The 12,913-nt window shown below is 31.5% G+C and carries 9 protein-coding genes and 4 tRNA genes; 11 read left to right on the plus strand and 2 right to left on the minus strand.

Translation table 11 applies throughout. The annotated features are described in order from the left end of the window. Positions 1–55: 55 nt before the first annotated feature. From HW119_RS12365 to HW119_RS12410, 10 genes are all read left to right on the plus strand, one after another. Positions 56–484 carry a PaaI family thioesterase gene (locus HW119_RS12365; RefSeq protein WP_177764849.1) on the plus strand — a complete coding sequence of 143 codons (429 nt, stop codon included), beginning with the start codon at positions 56–58 and terminating at the stop codon, positions 482–484. A 1-nt stretch (position 485) separates the two neighbouring features. After that, positions 486–1,553, plus strand: coding sequence for a chorismate-binding protein (locus HW119_RS12370; RefSeq protein WP_177764851.1), 1,068 nt, complete (start codon positions 486–488; stop codon positions 1,551–1,553). Then, a complete protein-coding gene (bshB1, locus tag HW119_RS12375; RefSeq protein ID WP_177764853.1) occupies positions 1,553–2,269 on the plus strand; it encodes a bacillithiol biosynthesis deacetylase BshB1 in 717 nt (238 codons plus the stop codon). Before HW119_RS12370 ends, bshB1 begins: the two co-directional genes overlap by 1 nt. Positions 2,270–2,334: 65 nt before the next feature. Further along, positions 2,335–2,410 (plus strand) — tRNA-His (locus tag HW119_RS12380). A 40-nt stretch (positions 2,411–2,450) separates the two neighbouring features. Then, positions 2,451–2,526, plus strand: a tRNA-His gene (locus HW119_RS12385). A gap of 40 nt (positions 2,527–2,566) precedes the next feature. Further along, positions 2,567–2,642: transfer RNA gene (locus HW119_RS12390), tRNA-His, on the plus strand. A gap of 41 nt (positions 2,643–2,683) precedes the next feature. Further along, positions 2,684–2,759: transfer RNA gene (locus tag HW119_RS12395), tRNA-His, on the plus strand. A gap of 56 nt (positions 2,760–2,815) precedes the next feature. Next, positions 2,816–3,235 (plus strand): hypothetical protein, encoded by a 420-nt coding sequence (locus HW119_RS12400; RefSeq protein ID WP_255497876.1) that lies wholly within the window; start codon positions 2,816–2,818, stop codon positions 3,233–3,235. A gap of 153 nt (positions 3,236–3,388) precedes the next feature. Then, the gene (gyrA, locus tag HW119_RS12405; RefSeq protein WP_177766650.1) at positions 3,389–5,965 is read left to right on the plus strand and encodes a DNA gyrase subunit A; all 2,577 of its coding nucleotides are present in this window, start codon (positions 3,389–3,391) and stop codon (positions 5,963–5,965) included. Further along, positions 5,965–7,203: a tetratricopeptide repeat protein gene (locus tag HW119_RS12410; RefSeq protein ID WP_177764854.1), complete on the plus strand. Its 1,239-nt coding sequence runs from the start codon at positions 5,965–5,967 to the stop codon at positions 7,201–7,203. The genes gyrA and HW119_RS12410 overlap by 1 nt, the downstream gene beginning before the upstream one ends. Positions 7,204–7,436: 233 nt before the next feature. Here HW119_RS12410 and ccsA read toward each other — a convergent pair whose 3' ends face one another. Continuing rightward, on the minus strand, positions 7,437–10,619 hold the full coding sequence (gene ccsA / locus HW119_RS12415; RefSeq protein WP_177766660.1) for a cytochrome c biogenesis protein CcsA: 3,183 nt from the start codon (positions 10,617–10,619) through the stop codon (positions 7,437–7,439). 174 nt (positions 10,620–10,793) lie between these two features. Between ccsA and HW119_RS12420 the strand changes: the two genes are divergently transcribed. Next, positions 10,794–11,987: a pyridoxal phosphate-dependent aminotransferase gene (locus HW119_RS12420; RefSeq protein ID WP_177764856.1), complete on the plus strand. Its 1,194-nt coding sequence runs from the start codon at positions 10,794–10,796 to the stop codon at positions 11,985–11,987. 92 nt (positions 11,988–12,079) lie between these two features. Here HW119_RS12420 and HW119_RS12425 read toward each other — a convergent pair whose 3' ends face one another. Next, complete coding sequence (locus HW119_RS12425; protein ID WP_177764858.1) at positions 12,080–12,898, minus strand: hypothetical protein; 819 nt, start codon at positions 12,896–12,898, stop codon at positions 12,080–12,082. Between the last annotated feature and the right edge of the window lie 15 nt (positions 12,899–12,913).

Here is a 12,913-nt window from a genome sequence, read left to right on the forward strand (position 1 = left end):
TTTAGTACTTTTATTTTTATAGATTCTAAAAACTTATTTTTTATAATTGTTTGATATGGATGATGTTACAAAGAAAAAAATATTAGAAAGTTGTGCGCAATATTCTAAAAATACCTTAATGGAAACTTTGTCGATTGAATATATTGATGTTGGTGAAGGTTTTTTAAAAGCAAAAATGCCTGTGAATTCAAAAGTTCATCAACCGATGGGTTTGCTTCACGGTGGTGCTAGTGTTGCTTTGGCAGAAAGTGTTGGAAGTGCAGCTTCAATGTTATTTGCTAATCCTGAGACTGAAGAAATTCGCGGAATTGAAATTTCGGCAAATCATTTAAAAAGTAAACGTGAAGGCGAAGTTTTTGCAACGGCTAAAATTGTTCATAAAGGAAAAACCTTGCATTTGTGGGAAATTAGAATTGAAGACGAAGAAGGAAATTTAATTTCGTTATGTAAATTAACAAATATTGTAATGCCAAAAAATAAATAGTATGGAATTATTTTTTGAAAGTATTCAAAATCAATTCGATAAAAAACTTCCTTTTGTAGTTTATAATAAACCAAATTCGAAAAAAAATATTGCTTTTTTAAGTTTTGATGATGCTTTGGTTATTAATCAAAAATTAGATAAAAATGGTTTTGTTTTTGCTCCGTTTGATGGAAATGATTTTGTTTTTTTTGATGAAGTTAAATCTGAAATTATCAAGTTTGAAGGAATTGATTTTAATGAAAAATTAAATCATTATAATGATGATTTACCGACTTTAGAAACCAAAGAATTTCATGTGAATTTAGTTGAGGATGGAGTAGAAGCTATCCAGAAAAATAAATTTTTAAAAGTTGTTCTTTCACGTAAAGAATCTGTTTTAGCGAATCAAAGCCATTTTATAACGTATTATAAAAAGTTGGTTCAAACTTACAAATCGGCTTTTTGTTATTGTTTTTACCATCCAAAAGTAGGGATGTGGTTAGGTGCAACTCCCGAACAATTGGTTAAGATTGAAAGAGATGTTGTTTCAACTGTTGCTTTAGCTGGTACTCAATTGTATATTGAAAATCAAGAGGTTGTTTTTTGGGGTGATAAAGAAAAAGAAGAGCAATTGTTTGTTACTCAATTTATCGAACAAAGTTTAAGTCCGTTTGTTGAGAAGATTTCTAAATCTGAACCTTTTACGGCGCAAGCAGGAAATTTATTGCATATCAAAACGGATATTTCTGCTAAAATCAAGTCTGACGTTTCACTTTCTGATATAGTTTTAGCTTTGCATCCGACTCCAGCTTTATGTGGTTTACCTAAACAAGAAGCGAAACAATTTATCATTCAAAACGAAGGTTACAATCGCGATTATTATTCGGGATTTTTAGGTGAAATAAATAAAGATTTTGAAACAAATGAGAGTTTAAAATCAGATATTTTTGTCAACCTTCGTTGTATGGAATTAGAAAAAAATCAAGCAAATTTATTTATAGGTGGTGGAATTACAAAAGATAGTGATCCGGAAAGTGAATTTTTAGAAACCATAAATAAATCGCAAACAATAAAGAAAATCATAAAATAATGAAATTAGATATATTAGCTTTTGGCGCACATCCAGACGATGTAGAATTAGGTTGTGGAGCTACGATTGCCAAAGAAATAAGTTTAGGTAAAAAGGTTGGGATTGTTGATTTAACTCGTGGCGAACTAGGAACGCGCGGTTCTGCTGAAATTCGTGATAACGAAGCTGCTGCTGCTGCTGAAATATTAGGTGTTCAAATTCGAGAAAATTTACGTTTTAGAGATGGTTTCTTTGTAAATGATGAAGCGCATCAACTAGAAATTATAAAAATGCTTCGTAAATATAAACCTAACGTCGTTTTATGTAATGCTATTGAAGACCGTCACATCGACCACGAAAAAGGTAGTAAATTAGTTTCAGATGCTTGTTTTCTTTCGGGTTTAAGGCGAATTGAAACCGAGTTGAATGGTGAAGCTCAAGAAGCTTGGCGTCCAAAAGTGGTTTATCATTACATTCAATGGCAAAACATAGAACCTGATTTTGTGGTTGATGTATCAGATTTTATGGAAATTAAAGAAAAAGCTGTAATGGCTTATAGTTCGCAATTTTACGACCCAAATTCAAAAGAACCGATTTCGCCAATTGCTACTAAAAATTTCACTGATAGTATTAATTATCGCGCACGTGACCTTGGACGTTTGGTTTTTGTAGATTATGCTGAAGGATTTACTACAGAAAGATATTTGGCAGTCAATAGCTTAGATAATTTACTGTAAAAATCAGTAAAAAAAGTTTGCGAGGTGCTGTTTTCTTGTTATATTTGCACTCGTTAAACAAACACGGTGATTGTAGCTCAGTTGGTTAGAGCGTCGGATTGTGGTTCCGAAGGTCGCGGGTTCGAGACCCGTCTTTCACCCAAAAAGCTCAGAGTTGGCTTTTAAAATAAAACTCCCAAACGGTGGTTGTAGCTCAGTTGGTTAGAGCGTCGGATTGTGGTTCCGAAGGTCGCGGGTTCGAGACCCGTCTTCCACCCAAAAAGTTCAGTGTTGACTTTCAAAATAAAACTCTCAAACGGTGATTGTAGCTCAGTTGGTTAGAGCGTCGGATTGTGGTTCCGAAGGTCGCGGGTTCGAGACCCGTCTTTCACCCAAAAAAGTTCAGAGTTGACTTTTAAAATAAAACTCCCAAACGGTGATTGTAGCTCAGTTGGTTAGAGCGTCGGATTGTGGTTCCGAAGGTCGCGGGTTCGAGACCCGTCTTTCACCCTAAAGCGGTTCCTGCGAATCGCTTTTTTTGTGTTTATATATTTTTGAGTTTTGATTATGGATGTTAGGAATGGAAATCGAATTGTAGAAAGAGAAGAAGTTATTTATGATTTTGATATTTGTGAAGAATTGCAATTTGAACTTTTTGAATTAACTCAAGAAGAAAGTCAAGTAATTGTTCATTTTAAAATTCATTCTACAGAAGATGATGATGCGGCTCGTATTTGGAAAACTACTTTTTTGATAGATGCGGCTACTGGAGTTCGCTATCCGATGGTTCATGTTGAAGGAATTTCAATTGCACCAGATTGGACTGTAATTCCTAAAAATAAACCGTTGAATTTTACATTGTTTTTTAAAGGTTTGCCTAAAAAATGTATCGTTTTTCATTTGGTTGAAATGATACCTGAGCCGGGAGGTTTTGAATTTTCGAACATAAAACGAAATTCATCCGATATTTATTCGGTTGAAATGTAATCAGGGAAGAATCTTAAAATATTATTTAAGGTTCTTTTTTTGTTTTTTAAACATTTTACTGTTAATAACAATTGAGTTTCAGATTGTATTTTAGCTTAATTTTACGTATATTAGCCGTTAATTATTGATAAAAATAAACATAGATAAATTATGATGTCTGAAGGAGAAAAGTTAATTCCTATTAACATCGAAGACGAAATGAAATCATCTTACATTGATTATTCAATGTCGGTAATTGTTTCTAGAGCGCTTCCAGATGTTAGAGATGGTTTAAAACCTGTTCACCGAAGAGTTTTATTCGGAATGCACGAATTAGGAGTAACTGCCACTAAACCACATAAAAAATCAGCAAGAATTGTTGGTGAAGTTTTAGGTAAATTTCACCCTCATGGAGATTCTTCTGTATACGATGCCATGGTTCGTATGGCTCAAGATTGGAGTTTAAGATATCTTTTAGTCGATGGTCAAGGTAACTTTGGTTCTGTAGATGGCGATAGCCCTGCAGCGATGCGTTATACTGAGGCAAGAATGAAAAAAATGGCTGAAGAAATCATTGCAGATTTAGAAAAAGAAACTGTTGATTTTCAACCAAACTTTGACGATACTTTAGAAGAACCTAAAGTAATGCCGACAAAAGTACCAATTTTACTTGTAAATGGAGCTTCTGGTATTGCAGTTGGTATGGCTACAAATATGGCACCTCATAACTTAAATGAGGTTATTGATGGTACTTTAGCTTATATCGATAACAATGATATTGAAATCGATGAGCTAATGCAACACATCAAAGCACCAGATTTTCCTACTGGAGGAGTAATTTATGGTTACGAAGGAGTACGCGAAGCTTTTAAAACAGGACGTGGACGTATTGTAATGCGAGCTAAAGCTAGTTTTGAAACGGTTGACGGAAGAGAGTGTATTGTTGTTACAGAAATTCCTTACCAAGTCAATAAAGCAGAAATGATTAAAAAAACTGCTGAATTGGTAAACGATCATAAAATTGAAGGTATTTCAAACATTCGTGACGAATCGGATAGAAAGGGAATGCGTATCGTTTATATTTTAAAACGTGATGCCATTCCAAATATCGTTTTAAATACACTTTATAAATATACGCAATTACAATCTTCATTCAGTGTAAATAATATTGCATTAGTAAACGGAAGACCTGAAATGTTGAATCTTAAAGATTTGATTTTACATTTCGTAAATCACCGTTTTGAAGTTGTAACGCGTAGAACACAATTCGAATTAAGAAAAGCGCAAGAAAGAGCGCATATTCTTGAAGGATTAATCATTGCTTCTGATAATATTGACGAAGTAATTGCTATTATTCGTGGTTCTAAAAATGCAGATGAAGCTCGTGAACGTTTAATTGAACGTTTCTCACTTTCTGAGATTCAAGCTCGTGCTATTGTTGAAATGCGTTTACGCCAGTTAACAGGACTAGAGCAAGATAAATTACGTGCTGAATTCGAGGAGATTATGAAATTAATCGCATATTTAGAATCGTTATTAGCAAGTAAAGATTTACTTATGGGAGTAATCAAAGACGAGCTTGTTGAAATCAAAGATAAATATGGTGATGCGCGTCGTTCTCAAATTGAATACGCTGGTGGAGAAATGAACATCGAAGATTTAATTCCGGATGAGCAAGTAGTTATTACCATTTCTCATGCAGGATACATCAAACGTACACCACTTTCAGAATACAAAACTCAAAATAGAGGTGGAGTTGGTCAAAAATCTGCCGGAACAAGAGATCAAGATTTCTTAGAACATATGTATGTGGCAACAAACCACCAATATATGTTGTTCTTTACTCAAAAAGGAAAATGTTTCTGGATGCGTGTTTACGAAATTCCTGAAGGAAGTAAACAAGCAAAAGGAAGAGCGATTCAAAACATCATCAATATTGAAAACGATGATAAAGTAAAAGCATTCATTTGTACGCAAGATTTAAAAGACGAAGAATACATCAATAACCATTATGTAATCATGGTTACCAAACAAGGTCAGGTTAAGAAAACTCCGCTTGAACAATATTCTCGTCCACGTTTAAATGGTATCAATGCGATTACAATTAAAGAAGATGACGAATTATTCGAAGCAAAATTAACAGACGGAAACTCTAAAGTTTTAGTTGCTGCAAGATCTGGTAAATTAGTTCGTTTTGATGAAGCTAAAACTCGTCCGATGGGAAGAACAGCTTCTGGTGTTCGTGGTATTACTTTAGCTCATGATAAAGATGAAGTTATTGGAATGGTTGCTGTTAGCGATATGAATAGTGAAATTTTAGTAGTGTCTGAAAATGGTTACGGAAAACGTTCTTCTTTAGATGAATATCGTGAAACAAATCGTGGTGGAAAAGGTGTGAAAACCATGAACATCACCGACAAAACAGGATTGTTAGTTTCTTTAAATGCAGTAACTGACAACGATGATTTAATGATTATTAATAAATCTGGTTTAACGATTCGTATTCGAGTTTCTGATTTACGTGTTATGGGACGTGCAACACAAGGTGTTCGTTTAATTAATATTAAAGGAAACGATTCGATTGCTGCTGTTGCAAAAGTAATGAAGGATGAAGAAGAAGAAGTTGATACTGAAAATTTAGTAGCTCCAGAAGATGCTGAAATTTTACCTCCAGTAGAAGATGAAATAGAAGATGACGAAATCATTGAAGACGATGACAACGATGTAGAACAAGAAAATTCTGAAGAATAATGAAAAATAAATTTTATGCATTTTCAATTGCATTAGTTTCTTTATCAGCATCAGCTCAAAAGGCTGAATTAAAAGAAGCTTCAAAATTAGTAGATAAAAAAAGTTTCACAGAAGCTCGTTTAGCTTTGCAAAAAGTTGAACCGTTGTTGGGTTCAGCAACTGATGAACAAAAAGCTGAATATTATTTTCTTACTGGGCAAACTGCTTTAAGTTTAGCTGCGACCGAAGATCAAGAAAAGAATGTTGTTAAAGCGGTGGAGTCATTTAAGAAAGTAACCGAAATTGAAAAAGCGTCAAAGAATAATAAATATTCTGCAAAAGCTGAACCTATTACAAATATACTTTTAGCTCAGGTTGTAAACGAAGCTGTTGCAGATAATACAAAAGGTAAATTTAAAGATGCTTCTCGTAAATTTGATTTGGGATATCAATTAAGTCCTAAAGATACAGTTTATCTTTTTTATGCTGCTTCAACAGCAATTAGCGCAAACGATTATGATTTTGCAGAGAGTAAATATAAAGAATTGGTTAATCTAAATTACGATGGTAAATCAGTTTATTATACTGCAGTAGAAAAAGCTAATGGTGCTGTACAATCATTTGGAAGTGATAAAAAGATGCGTGATTTGTTAGTGCGTCAAGGAACTCACATTCAACCAAAAACGGTTACTGAGCCAAGTCAACGAGGTGAAATTCTGAAAAATCTTTCTTTAATATTAATGAATAAAGAGAATTATTCGGAAGCTGAACAATACATCACAAAAGCTTATAAAAACAATCCAGATGATAATGATGTTTTAATGAGTTTATTGAATTTATACAGTCAAACGAATAGAAATGATAAGTTTGTTGAAATTGCAAATGCTGCTTTAGCTAAAAATCCAAATAATGCTTTATTAAATTACAATTTAGGTATAATTGCATCTAATGAAAATAAAGATGATGTTGCTAAAAATTATTTTACAAAGGCAATTGAATTAGATCCAAAATTTGAAAATGCTTATCTAGGTTTAGCAAATTTAATTCTTAAAAAAGATAATGAAATTACTAATGCAATGAATAATACTGGCACCTCAAACGCTGGTCAACAAAAATTCAAAGCATTGAAACAACAAAAAATCGGAATCTATAAAGAAGCTCTAGAATATTTAAATCAAGCCAAAAAGATTAATAGTCAAAATGAATCTATTAATAGTTTAGTAGAGGAAATTGAAAATTATTTAGATTTAGAAAAATAGATTTTTAAGAATCACAATAATATTAAAAACGTATATAACTTAATTTGTTATGTACGTTTTTTTATGAGGTATATTATTATTTTGAGAATAAATTGGAACTTGATTTATAAAGATATTTGTAGATTAAATCTTGTTGAAAATTCATTTGATCTGATGCATAACCTTATTAATAAACATAAAAAAAGGAGTAGAAAATATTATTTCTCTACTCCTTAAATATAAATTTGATAAAACTATTTTTTATAATGAATTCGATATTTATAATAAGCTAAAGCTCCTAATGTAAATACTGATCCAACAGACCACCAAATAAATGCTGGTGTAACCACTTGATCTCCTTTTGCGTATGAATGCAATCCTGATAAATAGAAGTTAACTCCGAAATACGTCATTAAGATCGCATAGAATGCAATAATTGACATAAAATTATAAATCCAAGTACCACGTAGAGAAGGAACAAATCTCATGTGAATTACAAAGGCATAAACCATAATACTAACTAATGCCCAAGTTTCTTTTGGATCCCATCCCCAATAACGTCCCCAACTTTCGTTAGCCCATTGACCTCCAAGGAAGTTTCCGATGGTTAAAAGAACTAAACCAACCGTTAAAGCCATTTCGTTGATGTAAGTAATTTCTTTAACATTTAAATCCATCTTAGCTTTATTGTTTTTAGTTGTAAATACCATTAAAAATAAAGCTACAATTCCTAAGATCATACCTAAAGCAAATGGTCCATAACTTGCAACAATAACCGCCACGTGAATCATTAACCAGTATGAATTAAGAACAGGTTGTAAGTTTGCGATTGCTGGATCCATCCAACTCCAATGGGCAATCATTAGAATCATTCCTGCAACAAAGGCTGTTGAAGCAATTGTCAATTCAGATTTTCTACCAAATATTAATCCAAATAACATCGTTGCCCATCCAACATAAATCATCGATTCATAAGCGTCAGACCAAGGTGCATGTCCAGAAACGTACCAACGAGCTGCTAAACCTGCTGTATGTAATAAGAATAATACAATTACAAAACCAATAAATATATTTGAAATTAATTTTAAGATTTTATTGTCTTTGAAAATTCTGATGATAACTACAGCAAATAATAAAACAGAAGCATACATGTACCAAGAATACAATCTCTTAAAAATATCGTATTTGTTATACAAAATTTCAGCTTCTACATGTTGATCAGACGGCATTACTTCAGCTCCAAATTTATGTTGATAGTCGCTAATGTTTTGTAAAAATTCATCTGCTTTTGTATAATCTTTTGTTTCTAAAGATTTCATTAAAGTTGTTAAATACGCCGGAAGAATAATTTTTGTAAACTGTAAATCTTCTCCTTTTATATCAGATTCATTTAGTTCTAAATAATTGATCCATTTATTTCCTTTATCGTAAGGTACAGGGAAAATATTTAAAATTTGACCTGTGATTGCAGAATATAGTAAGTTTACTTTTTTATCAGCTTCGATAAAATCTTTTTGAAACTGATTTTTTACAGTTGTATGATTTGCTTCTTCTAGATATTTATCTAATTTATAATTTCCTTGTTCATCAAAGAAATTAATTAAAGCAGCAAATTTTTGATCAGCAGGAATTCCGATTACTTCACGAATACTATCATTTTCCTTTTTAAGATTAATGATTGGCACATTGTACCATAGTTGTGGGAATTGTGTAATTGAAAGCAAAACTTGATCAGAATCCATTCCTTTGTAATGATCTGATTTACTTACTTTTCTTAATAATTCAGACGAAAACGTGTTGATTGGTTTCATACGTCCGCCAGCATCCTGAATGATTAATTTACCAAATTTATCAGCGTGTTCTAAGGGAACTTTAGATATTTCTAAAATAGAATCTAATTGTTTCTCAGAAGGCATTTTATGATTATGTTGCGCAAATGCTCCTAACGAAATAAATAATAACAATGCTGTAATTAAACTCTTTTTCTTAGCGCGAACTTTGTTTAATTTATTTCTTAAATCATCAAAGCGCGTGTTTTTTGTAACTAAAAGTAAAAGCATACTAATGTATAATAAAGTATATCCAATATAAGTAATCCAAGTTCCATAAAAATCGTGACTTACAGATAAAATCGTTCCTTTTTCGTCTGGATCAAATTGTGCTTGGAAAAAACGGTATCCATCATAATCTAATACATTATTCATGTAAATATGAGCATCGAAATTTTTATCACGAGGATCAAGAACAGTTACTTTACTTTCAAACGAAGAATAACTTTTTTCTGTACCAGGATATTTATTTGCGATAAAATCGTTTAATTGAACTTCGAATGGGGTAGTGTAAATTTTAGAACCAAACATTAATGTAAATTCTAATTCACCTAATTTAAATGATTGTGGAACGCCCATCGTACCTTTTGAACCTAATAAAGTAACATCTTCAGTAACTTCGTTTCCATCTTTATCTTGAGTAGAAACAGTTAACATTAAAGCATCGTGAGTTGTTGAAGTTTTGAAATTGTTGTCAGACACATATCCGATTTTACCTTTCATTGGTAATTCAGGAAACACAAATTGTGAACCACCAATGTTATATAACGAACGGAACATCAATTCTTGAACTTGATCTTTATCTACTTTTCCTTGAAATTGATCGGCCATACGCATAAAATTACCTTCAAAAGGAGTTTCTATCGTATAGTTATCGCCATCTTTTGTAATATTAATAGCTCCAGGTGTTGGTTTGTTAAATGCAAATAATACATTGTGGAAGTTTTGTACTTCGCCTTCTTTTAAGAAATGTTCATGACGCGTACCGTCACCAGATTCGACCATTTTTAAGAAGAAGATTCCGTTTTCATCAGGTTGAATTTGTTCAGTTGCACCCATAATGAAATCTTTAAATTCAACTTTAAACGGAATTCCATTAAAATCTTTTTTCATCGAAAAATAATTCGAAGCAAAATTACTAATGAAGTTATCTTTATCTAAAGCTCCTGAAAATAAATGTTGATTTTCAAAAGTTCTACGTTTCATTTCTCCATCAACCATACCGTCAGTCATAACGGTTAAGAAAGTTCGGTCAGAAAATATTTGGTTTGATTTTTCCGTTTCTCTAATCGGCATCATACCTTCGTAACTGATGTAACGCGTTACAAATGCACCTACTAAAATAAAAATAAAAGAAAGGTGCAATACTAAAGTAACCCACTTTTCTTTTTTATATAATTGATATTTTTTAATGTTTCCAATAAAATTGATAACAAAAATTAGCATGATTAATTCAAACCATTTGGTATTGTAAATTAAAATTCGAGCTGTGTCGGTATTATACTCATTTTCAATGAAAGTACCTAAACCTAATGCAATCGGGAAAATAATGAACAAAACTGCCATTAATCGTGTCGAGGATAAGAAAGTAAATAACTTCTTCATAATTATATATGTGTAGTCTATAATAAAATTCCACAAAAATACCTTTTTTCGTCCGTATTAATTTATTTTTAACGAATAATTAATGTTTGAAAAATAAATTATTACGTTATAAATATTGTTTTAAATTTGTACAGAGTACAACAACTAAATTTGACTATAAAATACAACAAATAAATTATGCCTAAAATTTCAAATAAAGGGCAACAGATGCCAGAATCACCGATTCGAAAATTGGTTCCGTTTGCTGAAACTGCTAAGAAAAAAGGAAATAAAGTTTATCATTTAAACATTGGTCAACCCGATATTAAAACACCAGAAGTAGCATTAAACGCTGTTAAAAATGCAAATATTGAAGTTTTAGAATACAGCCATTCTGCGGGTTTCGAATCTTACAGAACTAAATTAGCTTCTTATTATCAAAAACAAGGTTTACCAGTAAATACAGAAGATATCATCATTACAACTGGTGGATCTGAAGCTTTAATGTTTGCGATGGGAAGCACGATGGATCAAGGTGATGAAATCATTATTCCAGAACCTTTTTATGCAAATTACAACGGTTTTTCTACAGCATCAGGAATTAAAGTTGTACCGGTTATTTCAGGTATCGAAACAGGTTTTGCATTGCCACCAATTGCTGATTTTGAAAAATTAATCACACCAAAAACCAAAGCGATTTTAATTTGTAATCCAGGTAATCCAACAGGTTATTTATATTCAAAAGAAGAAATTGAGGAATTAGCTACTTTAGTTAAGAAACATGATTTATTCTTAATCGCTGACGAAGTTTACAGAGAATTTGCTTATGACGGATTCAAACATTTTTCGGTTTTAAACGAAGAAAGTATTGCTGAAAATGCAATCATGATTGATTCGGTTTCTAAACGTTTTAGTATGTGTGGAGCTCGAATTGGGTGTGTGGTTTCTAAAAATAAAGAATTCATGCAAGCTGCAATGAAATTTGCCCAAGCGCGTTTATCGCCACCAACTTATGCGCAAATTGCTTCTGAAGCTGCTTTAGATACGCCTCAATCTTATTTTGATGATGTAATTACAGAATATAAAGATCGTAGAGATACTTTGGTAAATGCTTTAAACGCAATTGATGGAGTAGAAGTAGCTAATCCAAAAGGAGCTTTTTATTGCATCGCTAAATTACCTGTTGAAAATGCAGAGGATTTTGCAAAATGGATTTTAGAAGATTTCGATTTAAATGGCGAAACGGTTATGGTTGCTCCAGCTGCTGGATTTTATTCAACTCCAGGTGTTGGTTTAAACGAAGTTCGTTTGGCTTATGTTTTAAAGAAAGAAGATTTAATTAAATCAGCAGAAATTTTAAAAGCAGCTTTAATTGCTTATAAGGCAAGATAGATATAAAAAAAATATTATTTTCAAGAATATGAGTTTGACATTTTGTTGAACTCATATTTTTTATAATAAAAAAGACCGATATTAAATCGATCTTATTGTCTTTTTATGATAAGAGATGAATTAAAATTTAAATTATCATCTTTAATAATTACTGATCCTTTAGAATCATACTTTTCGAAATTATAATCTCTCATTTCTTCGTAAGCAGTTAAGCGATCAATGTAAATTTTACCATTTCGATCCTGTTTAAATTTAATACGAACAACTTCAGCATTTAAAATCCAATTTTTAACAAATAATTGTTTTCCGTTATTTACTTGCGAATGATCAATAGGATAAGGTTTTGTTAGATAAAACTCAATTTCAATTAGATTGTATTTTTGGTCATATTTAAAAAAACCTTCATAATAATCTTCTGTAAAAAAGGTTACTGTAGTAATTCCTTTTTCAGTTGATCGTATGTATTGGTAGTCGTTTATATTATTCAAAAAATCAAGTTCGGGAATATTTATGTTTTTTCGTAAAATAACTTCAGTTAACCAATATAAAGGAGAATCGTTATTTGAATATCTAGAAAAAAAAGGTTCTTTATAATATTCAATATTTTTAGGATTTGAAGTTTTTACTTTATTGATTTTTTTACTTTTCAAATCCATTGAAATATCATAAAACGAATTGATATGAATTAAAGTGTCTGTTTTTCCAAGATAAGCTTCTTGCGTAATGGTGTATTTCGCATTATCGCCAGAATAATTTTTATAGGTTTGTTTTTTTATATCTTCAATTATTTCAATTATATTTTTTTTGGAAACTCGTTCAATAACCATTTCTTCCATATCTGTATCCTCAATTTGGGCAAATGAGTTATAACCTAAAAAAAAGATTGTAATAAGTAGAATGTATTTTTTCATTTTTTGTTGAATGAT

Source organism: Flavobacterium sp. I3-2 (genome assembly GCF_013389595.1).
Taxonomy (GTDB): Bacteria; Bacteroidota; Bacteroidia; order Flavobacteriales; family Flavobacteriaceae; genus Flavobacterium.